Here is a 24429-nt window from a genome sequence, read left to right as displayed (position 1 = left end):
GCAGCCGACCGCTCGCGCTACCAGGCCATGTTGATGGCCCGCTCGAAGTTGACGTAACCGGCGCGGGCGAAGGCTTTCGCCATGGGTACGTTGCCCAGGTCGGTGGCAGCGCGGATGCGTGGGACGTCCTCGGCGGCCAGGGTTCGGGTGCCCTCGGCGAGGAGGCCGTCGACGTACCCGTGGCCCCGGTGCTCCGGAACGACGCCGAGGTAGGCGATCACCGGGTGGTAGGCGTTGCGGGCGGGAACGACGAACCCGACGGGCTCGCCGTTCTCGCCCAACGTCCCGATGCGCCACCACTCACGAGGGCTGGAGTACGTGGCCAGTTCCTGCTCGTAGTGCTTGAGCGCGGCCTCGTGGGGCGACATCTGTGCCAGGTCGGTACGGCTGTGCGCGTCCAGGGTCCCGTTCAGTGCGCGGGTCATCAGCGCGACCAACTCGTCGGTGTCCAGGGCTGGGCGGAAGGCCAGTCGCTTGTCGGGCGTTGGCAGGCCGGCCGTGGGGCGCCACTCCAGGCGTAGGCGTTCGACAGTCAGGCGGGCGCCGGTGCTCTCGAGGACGCCCATCCTGGTACGCACGGCCCGGTACGTGTCCGGGTTCTCGCGCCAGTCCGCCGGAATGAACCGGCCATATTCGGGAGGGACCGAGCCGGGTGCCAGGACCTGCTTCGCGGCGGTCTCGTACAACGCCCGCGCCACCTCGGTCAGATCCTCGGCGGTGTCGTCGACGTCGAGGATGTCCAGCAGCAGCGGAGCGTCGTCGCCGCTGCGGCCCCACCAGGCGACCCTGGCCAGCAGTCGGTCGCCGCGCACTGCCACCCACATCCACTCCGGTCGGCGGCGCTTGTCGGCAAGGTCGTCGTCGAGCTCGTGATTGATGGTGTACGGCAGGCGGTTGAACAGGGCGGTCTCGTCCGGCCCGGTGATGGGACGGATCGTGACCGTGTCAGGGGACGTGCTCATGCGGACTCGTTTCCGGTCTGTGTGCGCGTGTAGGTGAGGAAGAGAGCGCCACTGTCCAGAACTGTGTGGTCGGTCAGGCGCCAGGTGCGTGGTGCGAAGACGGCGTCGCGGCCGAAGAGCGGAATGCCGGCGCCGATGGTCAGCGGGGCGAGCTTGATGATCAGCTGGTCGATCTCGGGGTAGAGGGCACCGGCCAGCGCGCCGCCGCCGATCACCCAGACGTCCTTGCCGTCGTGCCGCTTCAGCTCTCGTACGGTGGCAATCAGGTCCTGGCCGATGACCTCGACGGCCGGGTCCGGGCTGCTGCCCAGCGTCCGGGAGAACACCAGGTGGCGCAGGTGCGGGTACGCGTCGGTCACGCCGGCCTTCAGGCCAACCTCGTAGGAGTGGCGCCCTTCCAGCACTGTGTCGAACCGGCTGCCCTGGTCGGTGATGCCGAACGCCTGCCGGGCCGGGCCGGGGAGCGTCTCCGGGTACTCCGCGACGAGGTGGCGCAGGTAGTCGTCCGGGACGGGCCAGAAGCCGTCGGGGCCGGTGGGGTCGGCGCCGTCGGGGCCGGCGATGAAGCCGTCCAGTGTGGCGGCGATGTAATACACGAGCTTGCGCACGACGATCTCCTCGTTCAGGGGTGCCATCAGCCTGCCCGGCGCGGCACCGGCCTACAAGATCACAACTGGTAACGTGCCATAACCCTGCGCTAATGGGTGGATCGGGGACAGCACATGGAACTCCGCGACATCGAGATCTTCCTGACCCTGGCGGAGGAACTGCACTTCACCCGCACCGCCGAGCGGCTGCACGTGACCCAGGCCCGGGTCAGCCAGGCGATCAAGAAGCAGGAACGTCGGATCGGCGCCGCGCTGTTCGAGCGGAACAACAGGCAGGTGACGCTCACGCCGATCGGCCAACGGCTCTTCGACGACATCCAGCCCATGTACCGAGGTCTGCACGAGGGAATGGACCGGGCCAGGCTGGCCGCCCGCGGCAAGACCGGGGTGCTGCGGGTCGGGTCGATCGCCGTCAACCTCCATGATTTCCGCGAGTTGTTCGACGGGTTCGCGAAGGACCACCCTGAGTGCGAGGTGCAGCTCCGGCATGTCGACTTCGGCGATCCCTTCGGTCGGCTGCGCGCCGGCGACATCGACGTGCAGATCGTGTGGTTGCCCGTCAAGGAGCCGGACCTCACCGTCGGCCCGGTGATCTACACCGAACCCATCGTGCTGGCCGTCGGGTCGACCCACCGGCTGGCTGGCCGGAAATCGGTCTCCTACGAGGATCTGGCGGACGAGACGGTCATGGGCGGGGCCCGGCCGGACTACTGGCGGGAGATCCTGGTGCCGGTACGCACACCGAGCGGACGGTTGATCCCGATCGGCCCGTCGGTCTCCAACTTTCAGGAGATGATCCCGATCCTCGTCACTGGCGAAGCCGTCTCGCCCGTGCACGCCCAGGCCGCCAGCTACTACGCGCGGCCGGACATCGCCTACGTGCCCATCCACGACGCCCCGCCCGGCCGGTGGGGGCTGATCTGGCGTACCGGCTGCGAGACGGAACTCATCCGCTCCTTCGCCGGCGTCGCGCAGGGTCTGCACTCCGTCGAATAGCCCGCCGCGTTACCCGGCGCCGGCGATGATCGCGCCGCCGACGGTGTCCACATACCACCGCTGGTACTGCTCGATCGCCCATCCGCGTTGCCGGACGAGCCAGTCGAAGTTGCGGACGTCCTGGGCCAACCAGAGGATGTCGGCCACCTGATCGACGCTCAGGTCGGGGCGTACGCCTCCCGTGTCGACGAGTTCGGCGGCGAACATGGCCATGCCGCGGCGGCGGTCGTCGACGTTCTTGCGCCAGATCTCGGCGGCATCCGGATCGGCCGTGGCAGCCCCGGCCAGCGCGAGCATCACCTGGGCCTGCCGGGCGTTGACCTCGGCCAGATGGCGGGCGTAGCGGGCGAGCTTAGCCTGAGGGTCGGCGAGGGCGCGGATCTCGGCCACGAAGGGCCGGTCCGGCAGAGCCACCGGTTCGTCGTCGCCGGCCAGGGTGACGTCGACCAACTGGGAGAGCAGTTGCCGCTTGCTGCCGAACACCGCGTACAGGGTCTGGACCGCGACGCCGGCTTCCACTGCGACAGCGGTCAGCGGTGTGGCCGCGTAGCCCGGATCGACGAACAGCCGGCCAGCCGCTTCGAGGATCGCCCGCCGGGTCTGTCGGGCCTGCTCCTGTCGCCGAGATGAGTCATATCGCCGCTTGACAACCACCTCTCAACTGTAGTGCTCTATTGGATAGAGGCTCACTCTATCGAGAGGTGACGGCCATGCCGTTCGGTGTGTTGCAGGAGATGCCCGGCGTCAGCGAAGCGGAGTACCGGCAGGTGGAACGACACCTCGGGCCGGATCGACCCCCGGGTCTCCTCGCCCATGTCGCCGGGCCGACCGAGGACGGCTGGCGGATCATCAACGTCTGGCAGGACGAAGCGGCATTCCGCCGGTTCCAGTCCGAACGGCTGGTCCGGGCCGCTGGCCTGGCGGCACAGGAGGACGGCTTCGACCCGACGAAGGCGGCTCACTTCCGCTCGATGAGCGTCGACGGCGCCGAGATGCCGTTCTGATGGCCGACACCGCCAGCCTGCGGGCCCGCGGCACCGCTTTCTGGGCGGAAGCGGCAGCTGGCTGGATTCGCCACGCCGATAGGCAGGACGAGACCGGTCGACCGCTGGGAGCGGCGGCCATGGATCGACTGGCGGCACTACCCGCCGAACGAATCCTCGACGTGGGCTGCGGCTGCGGCGGCACCACGGCCGAGATCGCCGCCGCGGTCGGCGAGACCGGCGCGGCGATCGGTGTCGACATCGACGAGGCGATGGTGACCGCCGCTCGACGCCGGTTCCCCACCGACGGGCACCCGGGCATCCAGTTCCACGTGGCCGACGTCGAGACTCTCGATGCCGTGCCCGGTGCCCCGTTCGACGCGGCGTTCTCACGAATGACACTGATGCTGTTGGCGGATCCGGTTGCCGGCTGCCGCACGATCCGGCGGTCACTGCGCCCCGGAGGGCGCCTCGCCGCTACCGTCTTCCGCGACAGCGGGGTCAACCCGTGGCTGTCCGCGGCGATGCTCGGCGCCGCACCACATCTCGGACCTCTACCACCGCTCCCGGTCGGTGACGAGCCCGGTCCGTTCGCGTTCGCCGACCCGGAGCGGCTCGCCCGGATCCTCACCACCGCCGGCTTCACCGCCGTCACGATCACGCAGTGCGATGTCGTCCTGGAAACTCCGGACGACGCTGACGCGGTGGCCGAATGGCTCATCGAGGTCGGCCCGGCCGGCGCCGCGTACCGGACGGCTCCGCCGGCTGGTCAGGCTTCGGCCCGGGCGGGGGCCGCCCGGCTGCTCGGCCGGTTCCGTAAGCCTGGCGTCGGCTACCGGCTGCCCACCGGCCTCTGGCTCGTCACCGCGAACGCCGCCGGAACCCCCACCCACCACGAACCCCGTGAGGACAAAATCCAATGAGTACGTTCCGACCGCTCGCACCAGCCCTCTGCCTCGTGCTCGCCCTGACGGCGTGCACCGAGACCGACGCGCCCGAGCCCACTGCGGCGCCAGACACGACAGGATCGACCAGCGCGGCCGGATCCGCTCCGGCCGACGGCCCCTCGGTGTCGGCGAAGGAAGTGTGCGCCTACCTGGCCGGCCAGGTGCCGACGCTCAAGGGAATCGGGTCCGAGACGGGCGTGATGGCCAACCTCACAGTGAACCTCTATTCCTGGTACGAGAAGCAGGGCCCCGTGCCCAACGGCCGTGACATCGACGACCAGACCCGCAAGGAATGCCCGGCGACCCGGACCGAGGTGCTGAAACTCGCCGGCATGGAGAGCTTCGAGCGGCTGTAGCCGCCCGACCACCGGACGGTCGCGGCCGTCAGTGCCCCAACCGCTTCTCGAACCAGTGGTGGGCGTAGCGCTCGGTGTTGTACGCCTCGATCTCCCGGTAACCGGTCGCCCGGTACAGGGCGATCGCCTCGGTGAGGTTGCGGTTGGTGTCCAGCCGGACCGCTGTCGCGCCGCGCTCGGCGGCGTACCGTTCCAGCTCGCCCAGCAGCCGCCGCCCGACCCCGAGGCCACGTACGGTGTCGGCAACCCACACGCGTTTGATCTCGGCGGGTGCGTCGGCGTGGAGTTTGACGGCGCCACAGCCGATCGGTTCGGTGTTGAGGGTGGCGAGCAGGAGCACGCCGTTGGGCGGGACGAGCGCTTCGTCGTGGACCGGGTTGCTCAGCGCCGGGTCGAACCCGTCGTCGAATCGTCGCGCGATGTCGCGGGCGTAGGCCCGCAGGCACGAGCGGGCTCGCGGGTCGCTCGGCGAGCATGGCTCGATGACGACCATCGAGCCGATGAGCAGCCGTTCGACCTCGGCCATGGCGGTGACGAGTCGTTCGCGATGGCGTTCGGTGAGCGGTTCGAGGATCGAGGCGGCCAGATCGTCGGACCGCTGGTCGAGGTCGGCCCACTGGGTCCGGCCGGCGTCGGTGAGGGTGGCGACGCGGACCCGGCCGTCACCGCCCGCCTGGTCGCCCGGCCCGACGGCGATGAGGCCGTCGTTCTCCAGTGTGCGCAGGAGTCGGCTGAGGTATCCAGAGTCCAGGCCGAGCCGGGCCCGCAGCGCTGCGACCTCGGCACCGGCGGGGCCGATCTCCCAGAGCAGCCGGGCCTGCCCCAGCGGGCGCCCCTGGGCCATGTACTCGTCGTCGAGCGCACCCACCCGTTGGGTGACCGTCCGGTTGAACCGCCGCACGGCGGCGATGAGAGCCGAGTCCATATGCCTGACTTTAGTCAGGCATATGGACTACGCGCCAGCTCGGTGCCGGTACGACCCGATGCCGGCGTGGTCCAGGACGACCACCACGAGCACCACGCCGGTGGCGACCGCACTGACCGCCACCAGCGGCAGCCGCACGACGGCCGCCGCACCGGCCAGCACGAGCAGTGCGGCAACCCGGGGCCAGGAGAGTCGCCGGTGGATCGCCGCCGAGAACAGGATCCGCCCGACGAGGAACAGCAACGGGCCGCTCAGGATGACCAGGACCGCAGTGCGGTCACCGTCGCGCAGAGGGTGGGCGATGCTCAGCTCGGCGCCGACGGCGGTGACCACCAGCCCGGCGATCATCACCAGGTGCAGGTATCCGGTGGTGACACCGAGTCGGGACGGGTCGGCGTGCTCGATGGCCGGGCCGAGGCGCTGCCCGGCAGGCGTGACGTAGAGCAGACCGATCAGCACCGCGGCGGCGAAGACCAGCAGGAACGCGGCGGTCTGCGGGAGGGCGAGGTCAGTGTCGGCGTACGAGAGGCCGGCCACCAGGACCAGCTCGCCCAGCGCAATGATCATGATTTGTTGGTACCGCTCGGCGAAGTGCTCGCCGGCCAGATGCAGCTCCTGCGACCCGGTCCGACCCATCAGTGGCGTGGGCCAGCCGAGGCGCGGGCCGGTGAAGTCGATGGCGAGGGCGAGCAGCCAGAGCGGCACCCGCCACTCCGGCAGAAACCCGCCGGCCAACCACGGTACGGCCGACACGCTGAACCAGCAGAGGATGCGCAGCGCCCGGCTCTGCCGCGGGTGGCCGCGTAGCGCCAGGGCGGTGACCGCCCCCCTGGCGATGTGCACCGAGACGTACGCGCCGGCGAAGAGCAGGCCCCGCCCGTCCGACGCCTGCGGGATCGCCACCCCGGCCAGCAGGCTGCTCAGCGCGGCACCGACCAGCAGCCAGCGCACCGCCGGGCTCTCCGGGTCGTACCAGTCGGCGAACCAGGTGGTCGTCACCCAGATCCACCAGACCCCGGCCAACAGCACTGCGGTGTGCAGCGCGCCGCCCAGACTGAGGTCGTGCAGCAGGTGGGCGGCCAACTGGCTCAGGGCGAGCACGAACGCCAGGTCGAAGAACAGCTCCAGGAACGAGGCGCTCAGCGGTGAGTCACTTCCCCGCAGCAGCCGTTCGGGTCTGCTCGCCATCGGCGCTCCTCCCGCTGGCGCACGCCCTGCGTCCGTCGTACCACCCGAGGCCGGCCACCGGAGGCGAAAGCGCTGTCAGCGGCGGACGCCGACCCCGGCGTACCCGTGGGCGTCCACGGTCTCCGGCTCGCCCTCCGGGCGCCACCGGGTGGTGGCGACCAGGCCGGGTTCCACCAGGTCGTAGCCGGCGAAGAAGCGTGCCGTCTCGGCGCGTGAGCGGGGCACCAGCGGGGCGCTGCTGTTGCGGTAGACGGCCTGGCCGCGCTCGGCCGGCTCCGGCGGGATGCCGTCAAGCGTCAGGTGGGACAGCACCAGGTGACTGCCGGGCGCTGTGGCGTCGCGCCGGCTGATCGGTCATGCGGGATCCCTTCGGCGACGGGCGCGGAGCTCGATGTCTAACACCTGCGGCGACGACCCGCTGACCCCTCGTGTCGTTGATCCGGCTGCGCCCATGGTCACCGCTGACCACGGTGGGGGCACCGACTCAACGAGGAGGGACGCCGATGACCGCTCAGCGCGAGACCGTGCAGGTCGACAACGACCTGTTCCGCGCCGTGTACGACTCGCCCGCATCACTGCCCGGCCGACACCGCTGGACCACCCCCGAGTCGGACGTCCGGCGGCTGGAGAAACTGCTCGGCATGCCGGCGCGCAGCATCGGCGCCCCGCTCTGGGTCAGCGGCGACGAACCCGACTGCCCGAAGTGCCGCCGGCGGGTCACCTGGTACGACATCGTCTCGTCGGCGCTCTCCGGCCTGCACGACAAGGCCATGATCGCTACGGTCATCCTGGGTGAGCGCAAGTACGTCAACACCGAGATCCCGGATGCCATCGCCGGGGTGCGCTGCTCCGACTGTCACACGGCGATCGACGGCCTGCGCAGCTTCAAGTGCCACAACTGGGCGTACGCCTTCGAGGCGCTGGAGGCCGTCCGCGAGCGGATGGCCGGCGGTCCCGGCCCGACCTGATCCGGAGCCCGCGCCGACCTGAGCCGCGGCGTCCCCTGAGCCGGTCGGGGCGGCTCAGTCGGCTGAGCGGCGGGTGGGGCGGCGGCCGGGCGGGGAGGGCGGCTCCGGGCCGGGGTCGGGCACCGGTGGCATCGACCGGGTGACCGGTTCGGCACCGGTGACCCGCAGCGACTCGCCGTGGTGCCACAGCTCGACCTCGGCATCCGCGGCGGCGTCGGGCAGCTCGTAGCGGGCCTCGGCCGGAGTCAACGTGACCCGTAGCCGGTGGCCGCGCCAGCGCAGGCTGAACGCCAGCCGGTCGATCCGGCGCGGCAGTCGGGGGTCGAAGGAGAGCACCCTCCGGTCGTCGCGCAGCCCACCGAAGCCCTGCACCAGCGCCAGCCACGCGCCGGCCAGCGAGGCCAGGTGCAGCCCGTCGGCGGTCTTGTCGCCCAGGTCGGCCAGGTCCTGCAGAACCGACTCGGCGAACAGGTCGTACGCCAGATCGAGGTGCCCGACCTCGGCGGCCAGCACTGCCTGCGGTGCCGCCGACAGCGACGAGTCGCGGACCGTGCGGGCCTGGTAGTACGCCAGGTTGCGGGCCTTCTCGTCGGCGGTGAACTCACCGGGGCAGAGCTGCATGGCCAGCACCAGGTCGGCCTGCTTCACCACCTGCTTGCGGTACAGCTCCAGGTACGGGAAGTGCAGCAGCAGCGGGTAGTCGTCGTCGCCGGTGTTCGCGAAGTCCCACTCCGGCTGCTCGGTGAAGCCGGCGGCCTGCTGGTGCACCCCGCGCTCGCTGTCGTACGGAACGGCCATCGTGTCGGCGGCGGCCCGCCAGCCGGCCACCTCGTCGCGGTCCACGCCGAGCCTGCCGGCCAGCTCGGGATGCGCCTCGGCGGCGTCCGCCGCACCGCACAGATTGCGCTTCGCCATCAGGTTGGTGAACACGTTGTCGTCGACCAGTGCCGCGTACTCGTCCGGGCCGGTCACCCCGTGCAGGTGGAAGTCGCCCTCGTCCGACCAGTGGCCGAAACCGTGCCAGAGCCGGGCGGTCTCCACCAGCAGTTCCAGCCCCGCCTCGGCCAGGAACCCCTGGTCGTCGGTGGCCGCCAGGTAACGCAGCACCGCGTCGGCGATGTCGGCGTTGACGTGCAGCGCCGCGGTGCCCGCCGGCCAGTAGCCGGAGCTTTCCCGGCCGCCGATGGTGCGCCACGGGAAGGTCGCGCCGGTCAACCGCAGCTCGGCGGCCCGCTCCCGCGCCTCGGGCAGGTGGGCGTGCCGCCACCGCAACGCCGAGCGGGCCACCGCCGGGGCCAGGTAGGTGAGCACCGGCAGGACGTAACTCTCGGTGTCCCAGAGGACGTGCCCGTCGTAGCCGTTGCCGGTCAACCCCTTGGCCGAGATGGTCCGGTCGGACTCCGGGCGACCGGCTTGGATCAGGTGGAACATCGCGAACCGAACGGCCTGCTGAAGCTCCGGATCGCCGTCGAGCCGCACGTCGGCGACCTGCCAGGCCGCGTCCAGGGCGGCGCGCTGATCGCTGAGTAGGGCATCGAAGCCGTCCGCGCGTGCCGCGTCCGCCTCGGCGGCGACCAGGGCGGCCAACTCGTCGGCGGGCGTCGCGTCGACAGCCGCCCACTCGTAGGCGGCGAACTTCGTCAGCCGCAACCGCTCCCCCGGGTGCAGGCGACCCGTCACGGTCAGCCGTACCCGGTCCGGTGTGCAGTCACCGCTGATCGTCGCCGTGTCCGGGCCCTCCAGCAGGTGACTGACAGCGACCGCGACGCGCTGGCCGCTGCGCTCGGTGCGGTGCACCAGCACGCCGTCGAGGCCTGTCGCACGGTACGTCTCGGCGGTCAGCGGGTCGGTGGGCACCGAGGCGGCCCGAGGATCGTCCGAACGCTCCGGCACCTTCTCGTTGGCCAGCAGATCCGAGCAGACCCGCACCTCGACGGCGGCGTCCAGCGGCTCGACCTCGTACCGGACGGCGGCCACCGGGCGACGCGGCAGGGACACCAACCGGGTGCTGCGGATGCGTACGCCCCGCCCGGCCGGCGAGATCCACTCGGTCTCCCGGCGCAGCACGCCGGTACGCAGGTCGAGCACCCGCTCATGGCTGCGCAGCGTTCCGGTCCGGAGATCCAGCGGCTCGTCGTCGACCCAGAGCCGGATCAGCGCGGCGTTCGGTGCGCTGATGACTGTGTCGCTGGCCGGCGGAAACGCGTACCCCTCCTCGGGATAGCTCAGCTCGCGCCGCTCGTGGAAGCCACTGACGTAACTGCCCGGCATCCCGCACGGGGCACCCTCGTCGAGCACCCCACGCCAGCCGATCCACCCGTTGCCCAACGCGAAGATCGACTCGGTCTCGCCGAGCCGGTCCACGTCAGCCTCCGTGCGCCGGATCCGCCAGGTCTCGTCGTCCGCCGGCGCGGTGGTGGACTGCTGTTGATCGGTGGCCGAACCGGTCTGCACGAGGCCTCCTGTCGATGTCGACGTCCTGCAACAGCCAACCAGAGCCGGCTGTGCGAACCCTGGACGAAGGTCTGACAGACCACCCGACCTTCGACAGCAGCGATGCCCTCTGGCGCGTTCCTAGGGTGTGCCCAAGGTGAACAGGGTATGAACGTGAAGTGAGGTGATGCATGGTCGACAACGGCAGCATGGACGTTCCGGAGATCAGTGCCGAGTGGTACAGCGACGTCGTCGACGCCGCCGCCGGCAGCCCAGAGCCGGTGCAGTGGTTCGTCGGACACGCCACCGAGGGGGTGATCCTGCTACTCGGCGCGCTGCTGGTGATGGCCGCGCTGAGCCGCCGGTCCGGCGGCCCGCACGACCGGGCACTCGCCCTGATCGCGCCGGTGCCGGCCCTCCTGGCGTACGTGGGCAGCGAGTTCTTCAAGACAGTGGTGGACCAGGACCGCCCCTGCCGGACGATCGGTCGGGAGATCATCGCGGGTGCCTGCCCACCGCCGGGCGACTGGTCGTTCCCCAGCAACCACGCCACCATCGCCGGCGCGCTGGCGGTCACCACGCTGCTGCTCTCCCGCCGACTGGGCCTGGTCGCGCTGCCCCTGGCCGCGCTCGGTGCCTTCTCCCGGGTCTTCGTGGGTGTGCACTACCCGCACGACGTGATCGCGGGTGTGTTGTTCGGCGCCCTGGTCGCAGTGGTGCTCACCCCGTTGCTGGCCCGCCCGACCAGCGAGGTGCTCCGCCGCCGGGCCAACCGTCCCGACAGCCCGGTCCCCAAACTGGCCAGCCGCTCCCGCCCCTAGCGGCCAGCGCGACCTGGAGTGAGAGCGCGCCCCCTCGCCACGCCGATCTTGCACTTTCGGTTGTCGATATGAGCGGGACGCCCCTTATGCCGGGACAGGAAGTGCAAGATCGCGGGGGCGGGGGCGGGGGCGGGGGCGGGGTCAGGTCGCCAGCAGGAGGGCGGCCGTTGTGCCGAGCAGCAGGAACGGGCCGAAGGGCAGGTGGGTGCTCCAGTTGGCGCGGCGGGTGGCCAGCAGGCCCAGACTCACCAGGGCGGAGAGCCCGAAGGTGAGCACCAGCCCGAACAGCAGCACCGGCCAGCCGTACCAGCCGAGCAGCGCGCCGACGCTGAGCGCGAGCTTGGCGTCGCCCAGCCCGAAGCCGCGGCGGCCGAGCAGCACAGCGGTGCTGGCGAAGAAGAACGCCAGCCCGGCCCCGCCGATGACGGCTCGCAGCCAGTGCCCCGGGTCGGCGTCGAGCGCGGCCACGCCGAGCAACAGCCAGGTCCCGGCCGCCGCGGGCACTGTGAGCCGGTCCGGCAACCGGTGCACGGCCAGGTCGACGAGGATCGCCGGGATGGTCCAGCCCAGCCACCAGATCAGCGCCGGCAGCGCCCCGCCCGGCGGCCCGGCGAGCGCCAGCAGCACCGCCGCCGCGAGCACGGCCAGCTCGACGGTGGCCGGCGGTGGGCCGACCCGGGCGCGGCACTGACCGCACCGGGCTGCCGGGCCCAGCGCCGGCCAGGGGCGGGTCAGGCCGACCGGCGCGCCGCAGGCGTCGCAGCCGGTCCGGCTGGGCACACCCGGGGGTACGGCGTAGCGCAGCGCGACCAACCGCATCAGCGGACTGATCGCGAGGATCGCGAACACCGTCGAAACCCGGGTGCGTGCCACCGCCGAGGCGAGGGCGGCCGGTCGTTCGCTCGACGGAGCGGGCGTCGCCTGGCGTGCGGGTTCCGTCGTCGCACCGGACGGCGGGGGTGCTGGGCTCCGATCGGGTGGGTCTCCCCGACCGGGGATGGCCGCCGGGGGGCCGGTCAGCGCCATGTCGCCTCCTTTGCGGCCAGCTGCTCCCCCGTGATGATGAACACGGATCGTGATTGAACACCCGCAATGGTGTAGCGGATGGCGCAGAAAGCGACGTGCCGACCGGAGCCTGCACGCGCGCTGTCGACCGCTTTCGAATCAGGCTTGCCGGTGGACGAGGCAGCCCGCCGACAGGGTGCCGACGTCGGTCGAATGCCGGGATGAGACCGCGATGTCCCACTCCCGCGGCCGGTGGCGTGACTCCGGTGAGCCCATCCGGCCCGGCGACCCCCCACCAATAACGACAGTTTGTTCGCCCATTGCCCCGACCGCAGTGTGGACACCCACCACCACCACCTGTCATCACGCTGAGTGTTCGGATGAATTGCCTCTGTTGCATCGGCGAGCGTCAGCCTATGCTCGCCCCTTGGGTGTGACGCAAGCCTCACCTTCACCATCGGACGACACAGGACCCCGAATTTGTAGAAGATCCGTAACGGTGAATGCAGAAGCGCAATGAACGGCTCCGGATGTGCTGATCCGGGCGCGCTTCCGCATGCCCGGCGGCGGTGAACCATCACCGCCCCGGGCGACCACGAGGAGGCTCGACGGTGCGCGGACGGCAGCTCAGAAGAGCGGCAATCTGCCTGCTGGTGGGCGTGGCGGCGATGCCGGTCACCGCCTGCGCCAGCGGACAGGAAGCGGTCGAACGACCTACGGCAGTCCGCGACAACGGACCCCGGACCGATTCCGACATCGAACGACGCGCTGCCGAAAAGGCGGCGCTTGACGCGTACTCCGGTTATCTCGCGGCATCGCGCACGGCGGGCCTGCGCAGTGATCCTCGTTCGCCGGAACTGTCCCGGTTCCTTGGTGATCCACTTTTGACTCGGGTCCGGGTATCCATTCGCGAGGCCAAGGAGCACGGCGCTATGCGTACCGGGACGTTCAAGTCCGACCCGACCGTGACCGCCGTCAGCCTGGACGCGAGACCAGCCACAGTGGAGATCCAGGACTGCCTGGACACGACCGGCTACCGGCTGGTCTACGCCAAGGACAAGCGCTCGGTACCGGGCAGCGGTGGCGGCCGGCACCTCTCCACCGCCACCGCGACCCGCTATCCCGACGGCCGCTGGCTGATCAACTATGGCGCGACGCACCGGGACCAGCCGTGCTGAGCGGGGCCGCGACAACCCGACGGGCACTCGCCGGGCTCGGCCTCACGCTCCTGCTGGTGGTCGGTGCGGCCCCGCCGGCCCCCGCAGCCCTCCGGGCCGACCCGGGAGCGGGCTGCCCACCCGACCAACCCGACTGCAGCGTCTGGGACGACGAGCCCGGCAATCCCGGTGATCCCGGGGGCGGCGGGGACGACGGTGGGGGCGGGGACGACGGCGGCGGTGGCGGTGGCGGCTCCTGTCAGTGGAACGGGCGGACCATCCCCTGCTACGACGAGGACCTGGGCTGGTTCAACAACGGCGACGGGTGCTACTACAAGCTGACCGAGGGGCCGGTCGCTCCCCCCGAGGGTGAGCAGTGGTACCTGAAAACCTGCAACGGCGGCGACCTTGGCGCCCAGGAGGTGGTGTCCCTGGCCGACCCGCCGGGCGGCTTCGGCGCACCGCCGGACCCGGAGGAGTTGGCCCGTCGCGCCCTGGCGTCGATCAGCCTGCTGCCGGCGCGCCTGAAGGTGGCACCCCGCAAGAACGTCGGCCCCGGCCTGGTCGGCCTGCCCGTCTGGATGTGGGCCACGCCGGGAAAGAACTACTTCGGCCCGCTATACGCCGATGAGTCCGACAGGGGTTTGACCGTCTACATCGAAGCGAAGGTCGACCGGATCGTCTGGGACATGGGCAACGGCAAGAAGGTCACCTGTTACAGCGCCGGCACCGAGTACAAGGCCACGGGCACGCGGGCGGGTTCCACCTCCCCGGACTGCGGCTACGACAAGGGCTACCCGAAGGCAGACACCTACGACGTCACCGCCACCACGCACTGGACGGTGAACTGGTGGACCAACAACGACGCCACGAGGCGGGTGATCCCGCAGACCCGGAGAAGCGGCATCGTGCAGATCCAGATCAACGAACTCCAGGTGGTCACCAGATGAGCCTCGCGACGCGCAACGGGACCCCGTCGGTGGACGCACCCATCAACCCGCCCACAGTGGTCCGCCAGCGCCGGGTCCGTCCCGGGTTGCTCGGTCTCGCCGTCCTCCTGATCGCGCTGGGCGGGCTGGGAGCGGCCTTCGCTGTCACCTCAGTACGGGCCACCGGCAGCTATCTGGCGGTGGCCCGCCCGGTGGAGGTGGGCCGGGAGATCAGCGCAGCCGACCTGGTCACCGTGCAGGTCGCCGGCGGCCAGGGGTTGCGCCCGGTGCCCGCCGCACGGCTCGACGAGGTGGTCGGCAAACGGGCCGCTGTCGCGCTGCTTCCGGGCACGCTGCTCACCCTGGGACAGGTCACCGACGACCCGCTGCTCGGCCCCGGCCAGCAGCAGATCGCGCTCGGCCTGAAGACCGCCCAGGTGCCGGCCCGCGAACTGCACCCCGGCGACAAGGTGCTGCTGGTCAGCACTCCGGACAACAATGCCGACGAAGACACGGCCGCCGCCGGCACCCGGTTCGCGGCCACCGTCATCGACATGGTCAGCCCGGCCACCGACGACAAGGTCCTGTACCTGGCGCTGCTCACCCGTGACGTGCCGGCGGTGGTGGCACTCGCCGCACAGGAACGGCTCGCCGTCGTACTGACCGAGGCGGCCTGAGCATGGCGATCATCGCGCTGGTGTCCGCGAAGGGTTCGCCCGGCGTCACCACCTCGGCGCTGGCCTGCGCGCTGGCGTGGCACCGGCGGCTGGTGGTCGCCGAATGTGACCCGGCCGGCGGCTCGATCCTCGCCGGATACCTCGGCGGCCAACTGGACGGCCCGCGCGGCATCGGAGAGCTGGCCGTCGGCGAGTTGCGCGACGGCAACCTGGAGACCGCGTTCTGGTCCCAGTTGGTCGATCTGGACGCCCCTCGCCGGGAACGGCTGCTGCTGCCCGGCCTCGTCGACCCGGCCCAGAGCGGCAGCGTCACCCCGCTCTGGCAGCGCTTCGCCGACTACTTCGACGCCCTCGACCGCGGCACCCCCGGCTACGACGTCCTTGTCGACTGCGGTCGGCTGCACGTGACCGGGCCTCCGTGGCCGGTGCTGCGGGCCGCCTCGGTGGTGCTGTTGGTGACCCGGGCGAACCTGCCGGACCTGTCCGGCACCCGCGCGGTGGTCACCACGATCGAACGGGACTTCGCCGAGCACAGGGTGCCCCCGGGCACCCTGCGGCTGCTGCTGGTCGGCGATGGGCACGGGCGGGCCGAGATCAGCCGTGCCCTGAAACTGCCGGTCATCGCACGGCTGCCGCACGATCCGCGTACCGCCAGGGTGCTCGCCCTGGGCGGGACCGTGCGGGCCGGTCGGCCGCTGATGCGCGCGGCGGCAGCGCTGGAGGTCCCGATCGGGGCGCTCCTGGAACGGCGACGGGCCCGGTTGGCCTGGCCCGTGCAGCAGGGGGTGCCGGATGCGGTTTGAGCCGGTCTCCACCGATCCGCGCCAGCAGCCACCGGCAGTGACCTCCACCGCGCCGCCCCTGGCCGTGCCGAACGGCCGGCACCACCAGTCCGGGCCGCAACCCCAGTCGACGCCCACGGCCAGCCCGCCACCGGAGGCGCCGCCCCGGGCCCGGATGGACTTCCAGGTGGTCCGGGAGCTGCGCCGGGAACTCACCGAACGGCTCACCCTCTGGCAGCGCGGCCGGGAGTTCACAGTCGACGAGGAGGACACCGAGCGGGCCCGACTCGCCGTCACAGTGGTCGCCGCGTACGCGGACTCGGTACGTCGGGCCGGCACGCCGATGGCCGCCGGCGACGAACGCCTGCTGCTCGACCAGGTGACCGCCGAGCTGGTCGGGCTCGGCCGGCTACAGACGCTGCTTGTCGACGACACCATCGAGGAGGTGCACATCCTCGGCTGCGACCAGGTGCGCATCACCCGGCACGGCGGTGGGGTGGACTGGGCCGAGCCGATCGCCGACAGCGACGCCGAGCTGGTGGAGATCCTCCAGGCGGCTGCCCGTCGGGCGGGCGCGACCGAGCGGTCCCTCTCCACGGTGAAGCCCACCCTCGACCTGCAACTGCCCGACGGCAGCCGGCTGGCCGCGGTGTTCCTGGTCAGCCACCGCCCGTACGCGGTGATCCGCAAGCACAACACCCTGGACGTGAGCCTCGACGACCTCGCGGGCGCCCGGGGTGACCTGGACGAGATGATCGACCCACTGCTGCGCGACTTCCTCCGCGCGGCGATGCGCGCCGGTCTGAACATCATGGTCGCCGGGTTGGCCGGCGCCGGTAAGACCACTGTCATCCGGGCGCTGATGAACGAGATCCCGCAGGATGAGCCGTACGTGCTGCTGGAGGAGAGTCGGGAACTGCTCCCGGCCCGCCGTCGGGAACGGCACCGGGCGGTGATGAGCTTCGAGGCCCGGGAGGGCCACGGCGAGCGCGGCTTCGACGGGCGCCCAGCCGGTGAGGTGACAATCGCCGATCTGATCCCGCTGTCGCTGCGGATGGGCGTCCTGCGGATCATCGTGGGCGAGGTGCGGTCCCGGGAGATCGTGCCGATGCTCCAGGCGATGACCACCAGCCGGGGGTCGATGTGCACCATTCACGCCCGCACCGCCTCCGGTGTGGGTGAACGGATCGTCGAGCTGGCCCTGGCGCACGGCCGCGAGATGACAGTCGACCAGGCCCGCCGGATGGCCGGCAACGCGCTCGACCTGATCGTCTACGTCACCATCGAGGACGAGACCGCGATCGGCGGGCGGAAGCACCGGTTCGTCTCGCACGTGGAGGAGGTGATCGGGGCCGGCGAAGCCGGTCGGATCACCACCACCACCGTCTTCGGGCCGGGCCCGGACGGTCGTGCGGTCCCCCGGCACCTGCCGGAGCGGGTCCGCGACCAGTTGCTGCGGGTGGGTTACGACGCGCGGCTGCTGACCCGGTGGATCGAGGCCGGTGCGGGTGCCTGGCGGCGGCCTCGGCAGACCCGACTGGCCCGGCGGTGACGTGATGCTCGACAGCCTGGAATTGATCGCTGTGGTCTCCGGCGCCGCCTGTGTGGCCGGGCTGCTGCTGGCCGTGGTCGCCCTGGTCGGCACCCGTCGACCCCCCGGGCCGCAGCCGGGCGGCGGGCCAGGGCTGAGCCGACTGTGGCGCGGCCCGGGCAGCACTCCGGCCGAGCAGCGGAGCTACCAGGCGCTGCTGGTCGTCGCGCTGGTCGCCGGCGCGTTGGCGTTCCTGCTGACCGGGCTGCCGGTGGTGGGTCTGCTGGTGGCGGTGGCGGTGCCCGGCACGCCGTGGCTGTTCGGGGTGGGCAAGGCCGAGCAGCGGGCGATCGCCCGGATCGAGGCCGTCGGCGAGTGGACCCGCCGACTCAAGGACGTCTCCGGCACCGGGCAGGGCCTCCAACAGGCGATCCTCGGCACGATCGGCAGCGTGCCGCCCGGCGTCGAGGACGAGGTACGGCTGCTCGCCGCCCGTCTCCAGGCCGGCTGGATGGCCCGCTCCGCGCTGCTGGCGTTCGCCGACGAGATCGCCGACCCGGTCTGCGACCAGGTGGTCGCTGCGCTGATCCTGCACCTGTCGGACCGGGGTGAGCGGCTGGGTGACGTGCTCGGTTCGATCGCCGGCGCGGCGTCCGCCGAGGTGGCGACCCGCCGGGAGATCGAGGCCAAGCGCACCCAGCCCCGGTTCGCGGTCCGCTTCCTCACCGGGATGACGCTGGCGACCCTCGCGTACGGGCTGGTCAACACCGAGTACATCAGGCCGTACGGCACACCGGTGGGTCAGCTGGTGATGGCCGCCCTCGGCGCCGCCTTCATCGGCCTGCTGGCCTGGGTGCGGTCGATGAGCCAGCCGCAACGGCCGGCCCGGTTCCTGCCGGCGCCCAACCCGGCCGAGGTGATCGCATGATCGTGAACTGGCAGTTTGCCCTCGCGGTCTGCGGTGGCGCCGGGATCGGCCTGGGTGTTTTCCTGGTGGTCCGGGAGTTGGTGCCGGCGACACCGGCGCTGGGGCCTGCGCTGCGCCGACTGCATCAGCCGCCGGGCACCGGCCGGGTGGCCACGCCCGCGTCCCGGCGGCTCGACTGGCTGACCGGGATGTCCCGCTGGTTGCGGCCGCCGCAGATGCAGCTCGCCCTGATCGGTCAGACCTCCGAGCAGTACGCGTTGTCGGTGCTGCTCTCCGCGCTGATCGGGTTGGCCACGCCGACAGTGCTCGGGGTGGTGCTGTGGGTGCTCGGCATCCCCTTCCCGGTGGTCGTGCCGGTGCTGGGCAGCCTCGGCCTGGCGCTGCTGGCCGGCCTGCTGGCGCACCGCGCCGTGCTGACCAAGGCCAACGCCGCCCGTGAAGAGTTCCGCCAGGCGGTCTGCACCTACCTCGATCTGGTGGCGTTGCAGCTCTCCGCCGCGCACGGGCCGGTGCAGTCGCTGGAGCGTGCGGCGGCGGTCTGTGACGGTTGGGTGTTCGACCGACTCCAGGAGTCGCTGCGGATCGCCCAGATGCAGATGCACGCGCCCTGGGACGAGCTGCGCGACCTCGCCGACAAGATCGGCATTCCCGAGTTGGGCGACGTCGGCGCGATCATGCGCTCCTCCGGCAGCGAGGGCGCGCAGGTGCACGAGACGCTGCGCAGCCGGGCCGACTCGCTGCGCGACCAGATCCGCACCGACAACCTGGCTCGCGCCGAAGGGGTGACCAGCAAGCTTGACATCCCGGGCGCGCTGCTCGTCTTCGTGCTGCTCGGGTTCGTCCTCTATCCGTTCATCGCCCGTGTCTGACCCCTCCCCCTTGAAGGAGAACGCCATGTCCATCCTCAGCTATCTGCACGTCGTGGTGACGACGCGCCTGGCCGAACTGCACCGTGACAGTGAGCGCGGCGACAGCCCGGTGCCCACCGCGGTGATCATCGCCGGCCTGGTCGCCGTCGCCATGGCCGTCACCGCTGCGGCCCTGATCAAGGCCAACAACTGGATGACCGGCATCCCGGATTACACGAAGCCGTAGTAGCCGGCATGAGTCGACAGGCGTTCCCGAGGTGGCACCGGGCGGTCACCGCCGCCCGGCGCCGCCTCGCGGCCGGCGACCGGGAGCGGGGCGCCAACCCGGTGGAACTCGCCGTGATGATGCCGCTGATCCTGGTGCTGCTCTTCGCCTCGATCCAGGTCGCGGCCGTCTTCCTCGCCCGATCGACCGCCCTGAACGCCGCGCAGAGCGGCGTCAACGCGCAGCGGACGTACGAGGCGCGCAACGGCGCCGGGGTGGACAGCGCCTCCCGCTTCCTGAGGGCCTCCGGCGGTTGGCTGGTGGGCTGGGACAGGTCCGGTCCGACGTGCGTGACCACCACGACCGACGTGACCTGCACGGTGAGCGGCCGGTCCCTGTCGGTGGTGCCGGGCGTGGACTTCGCGATTCGGCAGACTGCCCACGGAACTGTGGAGAGGGTGACCCCGCCATGACCCGTACCGCCGAGCGGGGCTCGGTCTCCATCGAGGTGGCGGTACTGGCACCCGCCTTCATCGCGTTGATGGTGCTGGCCGGCGTGGTCGGGCGCAGCGCGGTTGCCGCGGAGGCGCTCGAAGCAGCCGCGCACGACGCCGCTCGGGCCGCGTCGATCTCCCGGAACTCCGACGTCGCCAAAGAAGAGGCGCGGGAGGCTGCCCAGAAACAGCTGGACTGGCACGGCCTGGCCTGCGCCAACGGCCTGGACCCGGAATTCACCGGCAAGTCGCCCGACAGTGAGTCCAGCTTCGACAAGGCCTTCAGCAGCACAGTCGGCACGAACGCCACGGTGACGGTGAAGATCAGCTGTCGCGTGTCCTTCAAGGACATCACCCTCGACATCCTGCCCGGGATGGCGAGTGAACGGCTGATCTCCGCGCAGTTCACCTCCCCCCTTGACCGTTACCGGAGTCGGCAATGACGGCCACCACGTCGGCTGCCAGTCCCTCCCGGTCAGGTGAACACGGCCGAGTGAGCATCTTCCTCGCGGTGACGATGGTCGGCGTACTGGCCATCATCGGCCTCTCCTTCGACGCCGCCGGGCAGCTCCGCACCCTGCAACGCGCCCAGAACCTGGCCGCCGAGGCGGCCCGGACCGGCGGTCAGGCCATCGACCGGGCCACCGCCATCGAGGGCGGGCCAAAGCGGATCAACGAGCCGGAGGCGCGCGATGCGGTCGCCAACTACCTGGACGCCGTGAACACCGCCAGCCACACAGTCAACTTCCCGCAGGTCGACGGGGAAACCCTGATCCGGGTGACCGTCTCCATCACCTACCACCGCTCGATGATCGGACCGTTCATTCAACAGAAGACGGTCACCGTCACCGGCGAGGCGACCGCGCGTGCCATCACCGCAACACCGTAGGAAGGAAGGCAGCCATGCCCGTATCGGGTGGGTCCGTCGTACGGCGGACCGGACGAATCCTCACCGGCATCGGCGCGCTGGCCGTGCTCCTGGTGTTGCTGGTCGGCGCGCCGATCGCGCTGCTCGCCTTCGCCGGTAACCCGCTGCCCGATCACCTCCCCACGATCAGCGAGGTGGGCACCGCGCTGACCAGCCGGGACGACGGCCAGCTCTTCCTGCGGGCGTTGGCCGTGGCCGGTTGGTTCGGCTGGGCCACGTTCGCCTTCTCCGTCGTCGTCGAACTGGGCGCGCAGACCCTGCACCGGCCGGCGCCGAAGCTGCCCGGAATGGGCCGCCAGCAGAAGGCCGCTGCCGCGCTGGTCGGCTCGGTCGCGCTGATCCTGGTCGCCAGCCCCGCCGCCGCCAGCGCCGCGGCAATCTACGGAACTCCGGTGTACGCGAGTCCGAGCGCAACGGCCGTCACCACCCTGGCAGCGCCGACCCGCGCCGCGACGACACCGGGCACGGCCGCGCCGGTGGCCCGTGGCGGGCTGCTCGGCATGGCCGGGACAGGGCTGGCCGCACCCGGTGCCTCGGCGGCGAACGACGAGGCCGCGCCGGTGTACCGGGTGGCGCGGGGCGACTACCTCGGGGAAGTGGCCGAGCGGTACCTGGACGAGTTCGACGACTACCGACAGCTCGCCAAGCTGAACAAGCTCGACGACCCGGACCGGATCCGCCCCGGCCAACTGCTCCGACTGCCCACCGAGGCGGCCGACCAGGGGGACCGGAAGCACGCCACCGGTCGGCTCGTCGACAGGCCCGCAGCGCCGAAGCCGCCCGCGCCCCGGCCGGCGCCCGAGCGGGCCGCACCGCCGCGGGTGGCCCCGGCACCACCCAGCGGTACGGAGTCAGCGGGCCAACCACCAGCGATGACGGTCGGTGCGGCCCGGGTTGGTGCCGCCGATCGGGTGAACCGCCCACTGGCGGTCTCCGCCGTACTGGCCGTGGCGAGCATCGTTGGCGCCCAGATCGGCGCAGTCCTGGGGCTGCGCCGCCGCCCAGCCACCGCCGGGGCGGCCCCCCGACTGGCAGCGTCCTCCCGCACTTCACGGCGCGGCGTGGGCCGAAGTAGCGGTGGCGCGGGCCGAAACGGTGACGCGGGCCGAAACGGTGACGCGGGCCCAGGCGGTGGCGCGGGCCGGAGCAGCAGCGGCGCGGGCCGGCGCGGCAGTGGTGGGGCGGCCGGAAGCGGTGCCGCCTGGGCTGCCAGCCGGGCGGCTGCGGCCATCGAAGCCCCGGCGACACCGCATGGCGGCGCGGCACCGAGCGGGAACGACTTTGGACCTCGCGGCGGCGGGATGTCACCTAGCGGCAGTGGGGTCGCATCTACCGGCGGTGGGGCGACGCCCGCCGGAAGCGACGTGGCTCCCGCCGGCAGTGGAATGGCTTTCCCCGGCAGCACGGCGTTCCCGGGCAGCGGTATGGCTCTCTCCGGCGGCACGGCACCTCACGGCGGCGGAATGGCGGCCGCCGGCCCTGCCGGCTGGGGTGGTGACGAGGGCTGGGCCGGTGCTGGCGGCGAGGGCGGACTGTTCGACGGCGGGCACGGCCTGGACTCGGTACCGGACGGTCCGCCGGTCGGCCGACACCGACGCACCTGAGCGGCCCGCACGCCACGCCGCGCCTGCGACGCGGCTGGCCACCCCACGCTGGACCTGGTTCCTCCACGTCGCGCCGATCGCGCCCGAGGCGGTCTGGTCACGCCGCCCTGGCGGGGCGGCCGGGGCGACGTCTCGGAGAGCGATATGTCTGTGAGTCATCGTGATGACTCACAGACATCAGCGTCGAAGGAGTTACTGCCTTGGGGCGTGGAGCATCTGCGTGAGGTGAGGCATCCCGAAGCCGGAGGCGCCCGGACCAGGCCAAGGCGCGGGCGGGCCAGCGCGAACGGGTCAGGGCAGGCGGGTCTGGAGCACGCCGTTCTCGATCCGGGTCGGCAGGACCTGCTGGTCGTTGCCGGACGGCCCCTGCATGACCTCACCGCCGTTGAGTCGGAAGGCGCTGCCGTGCCACGGGCAGACCACGCAGGCGTGGCCGTCGATCTCCTGCACCTCACCCTCGCCGAGCGGCCCGCTCTGGTGCGGGCAGCGCTCCAACATCACTGTCACCTCGTCACCGTGCCGATAGAGGATCACCGAGATGTCGTCGTCCACCTCTCGGGTGATCAGGGTGCGTTGCGGCAGCGTCGCCATGTCGACCAGCGAGTGCCAGCCATCGGTCATCCGATGCAGCTCGGAGACGCTCTGGTTGACCTGTGCCCCCTGCTTGTACGCCAGGTGACCCCCGATGTACGCGCCAAGGCTCACGGTGGAGAGCCCGAGGAAGCCGAGGGCGCGACCCATTCCGTGGCGGCCGGACAGCCGGGCGGCCAGCGAGCCGGCGTAGAGCGTTATGCCGACGGTGTTGGCAGCGGCGTGCACCAGGCCGACCCGGCGCTGGTCCCGGGCGAGTGCCGCCCAGTCGTTCAGACCGGCGACCGCGGCGGGCAGCGCGCTGACGGTGCCCAGACCGACCAGCACGGTGGCGGGCCGGCGCTGCCCGGGCATGAGGTCCAGCACCGCGGCGCTGATCCACGCGCCGACCGGCACCTGCACCATCGCCGGGTGCAGCGGGTGCCCGAGGGTCACCCCGTGCAGCAGGTCGCGCAGCCGGCGTGGGCGCAGCGTCCCCAGTACGACCTTCTGCAACCGGTCACCCGCGCGGTCCAGCCGGGAGTCCTGCTCAACTTTCGTCAAAAGTGCTCGCACGAGTACCGACTTCCCGGCGATCGTCGTCGCAAACCGGTCGGCGGCGACAAACCTGCCGCACCGCCCACACCGCCGGTCTTGCAGTTTCTGCTCACATAATCCGGGGCACGAGCCGCAAATTGGCAACAGCAAGTGCAAGATCGACGGGGATTGTGGGGGTGGGGCCGGGCCGGCATGCTGGCGGGATGGGTGTGCGGGTGGAGCGGGTCGGGGCGGTCACCACCGTTGTGCTGGACCGGGCTGACGCCCGGAACGCCGTGGACGGTCCTACGGCTCGGGCGCTGGCCGACGCGTTTCGGGCCTTCGAGGCTGATCCGGACGCCTTGGTGGCAGTGCTCTGGGGCGCCGGTGGGACGTTCTGCGCCGGCGCCGACCTCAAGGCGATCGGCACACCGAGCGGCAACCGGGTCGAGCCGGAGGGGGACGGCCCGATGGGTCCGACCCGGATGACGCTCAGCAAACCGGTGATCGCGGCGATCTCCGGATACGCGGTGGCGGGTGGACTCGAACTGGCGCTCTGGTGTGACCTACGGGTCGCCGAGTCGGACGCGACACTCGGGATGTTCTGCCGCCGCTGGGGAGTGCCGCTGATCGACGGTGGCACCGTCCGGCTGCCCCGGTTGATCGGCGAGAGTCGGGCCATGGACCTGATCCTCACCGGCCGCCCGGTGCCGGCCGACGAGGCGTACACGATGGGGTTGGTCAATCGGTTGGTGCCACCCGGCCAGGCGCGGGCCGCGGCCGAGGAGTTGGCGGCAGCGATCGCCCGGCATCCGCAGACCTGCCTGCGCAACGACCGGGCGGCGCTGCTGGCCGGCGCGGGGCGGCCCGAGCCGGAGGCGCTGGCGACCGAGTTGGCGTACGGGATGGACTCGCTGGCCACGGACGCGGCGGCCGGCGCGGCCCGGTTCGCCGCGGGCGAGGGCCGACACGGCACGACACCGCCGGGAGGGGTACACCCCCCGGCGGCGTCGGCTACCGGTTAGC

The 24429-nt window shown here is 71.5% G+C and carries 27 protein-coding genes and 1 pseudogene; 19 read left to right on the top strand and 9 right to left on the bottom strand.

Annotated features, from left to right (window positions below; translation table 11 throughout):
• Window positions 1–17: 17 nt before the first annotated feature.
• Window positions 18–962, bottom strand: coding sequence for a GNAT family N-acetyltransferase (locus AB0C19_RS04700; protein WP_357179310.1), 945 nt, complete (start codon window positions 960–962; stop codon window positions 18–20).
• Window positions 959–1570 carry a dihydrofolate reductase family protein gene (locus AB0C19_RS04695; RefSeq protein ID WP_357179306.1) on the bottom strand — a complete coding sequence of 204 codons (612 nt, stop codon included), beginning with the start codon at window positions 1568–1570 and terminating at the stop codon, window positions 959–961. Before AB0C19_RS04695 ends, AB0C19_RS04700 begins: the two co-directional genes overlap by 4 nt.
• Window positions 1571–1684: 114 nt before the next feature.
• On the opposite strand from AB0C19_RS04695, the gene AB0C19_RS04690 reads away from it, so the two are divergent.
• Window positions 1685–2566, top strand: coding sequence for a LysR family transcriptional regulator (locus AB0C19_RS04690; RefSeq protein ID WP_357179303.1), 882 nt, complete (start codon window positions 1685–1687; stop codon window positions 2564–2566).
• Window positions 2567–2575: 9 nt separating this feature from the next.
• Here the strand turns inward: AB0C19_RS04690 and AB0C19_RS04685 are convergent, their stop codons facing one another.
• The gene (locus tag AB0C19_RS04685) at window positions 2576–3220 is read right to left on the bottom strand and encodes a TetR/AcrR family transcriptional regulator (protein WP_357179300.1); all 645 of its coding nucleotides are present in this window, start codon (window positions 3218–3220) and stop codon (window positions 2576–2578) included.
• A gap of 56 nt (window positions 3221–3276) precedes the next feature.
• Here AB0C19_RS04685 and AB0C19_RS04680 point away from each other — a divergent pair, with 56 nt between their 5' ends.
• The 3 genes from AB0C19_RS04680 to AB0C19_RS04670 all read left to right on the top strand — a co-directional run bounded on the left by AB0C19_RS04680 (window position 3277) and on the right by AB0C19_RS04670 (window position 4852).
• Window positions 3277–3570, top strand: coding sequence for a hypothetical protein (locus tag AB0C19_RS04680; RefSeq protein ID WP_328651444.1), 294 nt, complete (start codon window positions 3277–3279; stop codon window positions 3568–3570).
• Window positions 3571–3689: 119 nt separating this feature from the next.
• Window positions 3690–4472 carry a methyltransferase domain-containing protein gene (locus AB0C19_RS04675; protein ID WP_357179295.1) on the top strand — a complete coding sequence of 261 codons (783 nt, stop codon included), beginning with the start codon at window positions 3690–3692 and terminating at the stop codon, window positions 4470–4472.
• Window positions 4469–4852 carry a hypothetical protein gene (locus tag AB0C19_RS04670; RefSeq protein ID WP_357179292.1) on the top strand — a complete coding sequence of 128 codons (384 nt, stop codon included), beginning with the start codon at window positions 4469–4471 and terminating at the stop codon, window positions 4850–4852. Before AB0C19_RS04675 ends, AB0C19_RS04670 begins: the two co-directional genes overlap by 4 nt.
• Before the next feature lie 28 nt (window positions 4853–4880).
• On the opposite strand, the gene AB0C19_RS04665 is transcribed toward AB0C19_RS04670, so the two are convergent.
• From AB0C19_RS04665 to AB0C19_RS04655, 3 genes are all read right to left on the bottom strand, one after another.
• Window positions 4881–5777 (bottom strand): helix-turn-helix domain-containing GNAT family N-acetyltransferase, encoded by an 897-nt coding sequence (locus AB0C19_RS04665; protein ID WP_357179289.1) that lies wholly within the window; start codon window positions 5775–5777, stop codon window positions 4881–4883.
• Between the two features lie 27 nt (window positions 5778–5804).
• On the bottom strand, window positions 5805–6965 hold the full coding sequence (locus AB0C19_RS04660) for a low temperature requirement protein A (RefSeq protein WP_357179286.1): 1161 nt from the start codon (window positions 6963–6965) through the stop codon (window positions 5805–5807).
• Between the two features lie 75 nt (window positions 6966–7040).
• Complete coding sequence (locus AB0C19_RS04655; protein ID WP_357179526.1) at window positions 7041–7316, bottom strand: SAM-dependent methyltransferase; 276 nt, start codon at window positions 7314–7316, stop codon at window positions 7041–7043.
• Between the two features lie 152 nt (window positions 7317–7468).
• Here AB0C19_RS04655 and AB0C19_RS04650 point away from each other — a divergent pair, with 152 nt between their 5' ends.
• Entirely contained in the window at window positions 7469–7933 is a 465-nt protein-coding gene (locus AB0C19_RS04650) for a hypothetical protein (RefSeq protein WP_357179282.1), read from the top strand.
• 54 nt (window positions 7934–7987) lie between these two features.
• On the opposite strand, the gene AB0C19_RS04645 is transcribed toward AB0C19_RS04650, so the two are convergent.
• Complete coding sequence (locus AB0C19_RS04645) at window positions 7988–10387, bottom strand: glycosyl hydrolase family 65 protein (protein WP_357179279.1); 2400 nt, start codon at window positions 10385–10387, stop codon at window positions 7988–7990.
• 170 nt (window positions 10388–10557) lie between these two features.
• Here AB0C19_RS04645 and AB0C19_RS04640 point away from each other — a divergent pair, with 170 nt between their 5' ends.
• Window positions 10558–11187 carry a phosphatase PAP2 family protein gene (locus tag AB0C19_RS04640; RefSeq protein WP_357179276.1) on the top strand — a complete coding sequence of 210 codons (630 nt, stop codon included), beginning with the start codon at window positions 10558–10560 and terminating at the stop codon, window positions 11185–11187.
• Window positions 11188–11328: 141 nt separating this feature from the next.
• Here the strand turns inward: AB0C19_RS04640 and AB0C19_RS04635 are convergent, their stop codons facing one another.
• Window positions 11329–12006: an A24 family peptidase gene (locus AB0C19_RS04635; RefSeq protein WP_357179523.1), complete on the bottom strand. Its 678-nt coding sequence runs from the start codon at window positions 12004–12006 to the stop codon at window positions 11329–11331.
• 797 nt (window positions 12007–12803) lie between these two features.
• Here AB0C19_RS04635 and AB0C19_RS04630 point away from each other — a divergent pair.
• The 12 genes and pseudogenes from AB0C19_RS04630 to AB0C19_RS04575 all read left to right on the top strand — a co-directional run.
• The gene (locus tag AB0C19_RS04630) at window positions 12804–13370 is read left to right on the top strand and encodes a hypothetical protein (RefSeq protein WP_357179273.1); all 567 of its coding nucleotides are present in this window, start codon (window positions 12804–12806) and stop codon (window positions 13368–13370) included.
• Window positions 13364–14299 carry a hypothetical protein gene (locus tag AB0C19_RS04625; protein WP_357179270.1) on the top strand — a complete coding sequence of 312 codons (936 nt, stop codon included), beginning with the start codon at window positions 13364–13366 and terminating at the stop codon, window positions 14297–14299. The genes AB0C19_RS04630 and AB0C19_RS04625 overlap by 7 nt, the downstream gene beginning before the upstream one ends.
• Window positions 14296–14955, top strand: coding sequence for an SAF domain-containing protein (locus AB0C19_RS04620; RefSeq protein WP_357179267.1), 660 nt, complete (start codon window positions 14296–14298; stop codon window positions 14953–14955). Before AB0C19_RS04625 ends, AB0C19_RS04620 begins: the two co-directional genes overlap by 4 nt.
• A 2-nt stretch (window positions 14956–14957) precedes the next feature.
• The gene (locus tag AB0C19_RS04615) at window positions 14958–15758 is read left to right on the top strand and encodes a ParA family protein (protein WP_357179264.1); all 801 of its coding nucleotides are present in this window, start codon (window positions 14958–14960) and stop codon (window positions 15756–15758) included.
• Window positions 15748–17289: an ATPase, T2SS/T4P/T4SS family gene (locus AB0C19_RS04610; protein ID WP_357179261.1), complete on the top strand. Its 1542-nt coding sequence runs from the start codon at window positions 15748–15750 to the stop codon at window positions 17287–17289. Before AB0C19_RS04615 ends, AB0C19_RS04610 begins: the two co-directional genes overlap by 11 nt.
• A gap of 4 nt (window positions 17290–17293) precedes the next feature.
• A complete protein-coding gene (locus tag AB0C19_RS04605) occupies window positions 17294–18196 on the top strand; it encodes a type II secretion system F family protein (protein WP_357179259.1) in 903 nt (300 codons plus the stop codon).
• Entirely contained in the window at window positions 18193–19065 is an 873-nt protein-coding gene (locus AB0C19_RS04600; protein ID WP_357179256.1) for a type II secretion system F family protein, read from the top strand. Before AB0C19_RS04605 ends, AB0C19_RS04600 begins: the two co-directional genes overlap by 4 nt.
• A 25-nt stretch (window positions 19066–19090) precedes the next feature.
• Window positions 19091–19291, top strand: coding sequence for a hypothetical protein (locus AB0C19_RS04595; RefSeq protein WP_112698784.1), 201 nt, complete (start codon window positions 19091–19093; stop codon window positions 19289–19291).
• A gap of 8 nt (window positions 19292–19299) precedes the next feature.
• Entirely contained in the window at window positions 19300–19743 is a 444-nt protein-coding gene (locus AB0C19_RS04590) for a TadE family protein (RefSeq protein ID WP_357179252.1), read from the top strand.
• Window positions 19740–20207: a TadE/TadG family type IV pilus assembly protein gene (locus AB0C19_RS04585; RefSeq protein ID WP_357179249.1), complete on the top strand. Its 468-nt coding sequence runs from the start codon at window positions 19740–19742 to the stop codon at window positions 20205–20207. The genes AB0C19_RS04590 and AB0C19_RS04585 overlap by 4 nt, the downstream gene beginning before the upstream one ends.
• Window positions 20204–20653, top strand: coding sequence for a pilus assembly protein TadG-related protein (locus tag AB0C19_RS04580; protein ID WP_357179246.1), 450 nt, complete (start codon window positions 20204–20206; stop codon window positions 20651–20653). Before AB0C19_RS04585 ends, AB0C19_RS04580 begins: the two co-directional genes overlap by 4 nt.
• A 14-nt stretch (window positions 20654–20667) precedes the next feature.
• A pseudogene (locus AB0C19_RS04575) lies at window positions 20668–21702 on the top strand (LysM domain-containing protein); the annotation flags it as partial.
• 885 nt (window positions 21703–22587) lie between these two features.
• Here AB0C19_RS04575 and AB0C19_RS04570 read toward each other — a convergent pair.
• Window positions 22588–23442 carry a DUF2231 domain-containing protein gene (locus AB0C19_RS04570; protein ID WP_357179243.1) on the bottom strand — a complete coding sequence of 285 codons (855 nt, stop codon included), beginning with the start codon at window positions 23440–23442 and terminating at the stop codon, window positions 22588–22590.
• A gap of 185 nt (window positions 23443–23627) precedes the next feature.
• Between AB0C19_RS04570 and AB0C19_RS04565 the strand changes: the two genes are divergently transcribed.
• The gene (locus tag AB0C19_RS04565; RefSeq protein WP_357179240.1) at window positions 23628–24428 is read left to right on the top strand and encodes a crotonase/enoyl-CoA hydratase family protein; all 801 of its coding nucleotides are present in this window, start codon (window positions 23628–23630) and stop codon (window positions 24426–24428) included.
• Window position 24429 lies beyond the last annotated feature (1 nt).

This window comes from Micromonospora sp. NPDC048842 (assembly GCF_040649935.1).
In the GTDB taxonomy this organism is placed as follows: domain Bacteria; phylum Actinomycetota; class Actinomycetes; order Mycobacteriales; family Micromonosporaceae; genus Micromonospora; species Micromonospora hortensis.
Note: the sequence above shows the minus strand (reverse complement) of the source record. Positions and strands in the feature narration are given on the sequence as shown.

Coding starts and splice junctions, on each gene's coding strand:
- AB0C19_RS04700 (WP_357179310.1), bottom strand. CDS start 962: ATGAGCACGTCCCCTGACACGGTCACGATCCGTCCCATCACCGGGCCG.
- AB0C19_RS04690 (WP_357179303.1), top strand. CDS start 1,685: ATGGAACTCCGCGACATCGAGATCTTCCTGACCCTGGCGGAGGAACTG.
- AB0C19_RS04680 (WP_328651444.1), top strand. CDS start 3,277: ATGCCGTTCGGTGTGTTGCAGGAGATGCCCGGCGTCAGCGAAGCGGAG.
- AB0C19_RS04675 (WP_357179295.1), top strand. CDS start 3,690: ATGGATCGACTGGCGGCACTACCCGCCGAACGAATCCTCGACGTGGGC.
- AB0C19_RS04670 (WP_357179292.1), top strand. CDS start 4,469: ATGAGTACGTTCCGACCGCTCGCACCAGCCCTCTGCCTCGTGCTCGCC.
- AB0C19_RS04665 (WP_357179289.1), bottom strand. CDS start 5,777: ATGGACTCGGCTCTCATCGCCGCCGTGCGGCGGTTCAACCGGACGGTC.
- AB0C19_RS04660 (WP_357179286.1), bottom strand. CDS start 6,965: ATGGCGAGCAGACCCGAACGGCTGCTGCGGGGAAGTGACTCACCGCTG.
- AB0C19_RS04650 (WP_357179282.1), top strand. CDS start 7,469: ATGACCGCTCAGCGCGAGACCGTGCAGGTCGACAACGACCTGTTCCGC.
- AB0C19_RS04640 (WP_357179276.1), top strand. CDS start 10,558: ATGGTCGACAACGGCAGCATGGACGTTCCGGAGATCAGTGCCGAGTGG.
- AB0C19_RS04635 (WP_357179523.1), bottom strand. CDS start 12,006: ATGCGGTTGGTCGCGCTGCGCTACGCCGTACCCCCGGGTGTGCCCAGC.
- AB0C19_RS04620 (WP_357179267.1), top strand. CDS start 14,296: ATGAGCCTCGCGACGCGCAACGGGACCCCGTCGGTGGACGCACCCATC.
- AB0C19_RS04615 (WP_357179264.1), top strand. CDS start 14,958: ATGGCGATCATCGCGCTGGTGTCCGCGAAGGGTTCGCCCGGCGTCACC.
- AB0C19_RS04610 (WP_357179261.1), top strand. CDS start 15,748: ATGCGGTTTGAGCCGGTCTCCACCGATCCGCGCCAGCAGCCACCGGCA.
- AB0C19_RS04605 (WP_357179259.1), top strand. CDS start 17,294: ATGCTCGACAGCCTGGAATTGATCGCTGTGGTCTCCGGCGCCGCCTGT.
- AB0C19_RS04600 (WP_357179256.1), top strand. CDS start 18,193: ATGATCGTGAACTGGCAGTTTGCCCTCGCGGTCTGCGGTGGCGCCGGG.
- AB0C19_RS04595 (WP_112698784.1), top strand. CDS start 19,091: ATGTCCATCCTCAGCTATCTGCACGTCGTGGTGACGACGCGCCTGGCC.
- AB0C19_RS04590 (WP_357179252.1), top strand. CDS start 19,300: ATGAGTCGACAGGCGTTCCCGAGGTGGCACCGGGCGGTCACCGCCGCC.
- AB0C19_RS04585 (WP_357179249.1), top strand. CDS start 19,740: ATGACCCGTACCGCCGAGCGGGGCTCGGTCTCCATCGAGGTGGCGGTA.
- AB0C19_RS04580 (WP_357179246.1), top strand. CDS start 20,204: ATGACGGCCACCACGTCGGCTGCCAGTCCCTCCCGGTCAGGTGAACAC.
- AB0C19_RS04565 (WP_357179240.1), top strand. CDS start 23,628: ATGGGTGTGCGGGTGGAGCGGGTCGGGGCGGTCACCACCGTTGTGCTG.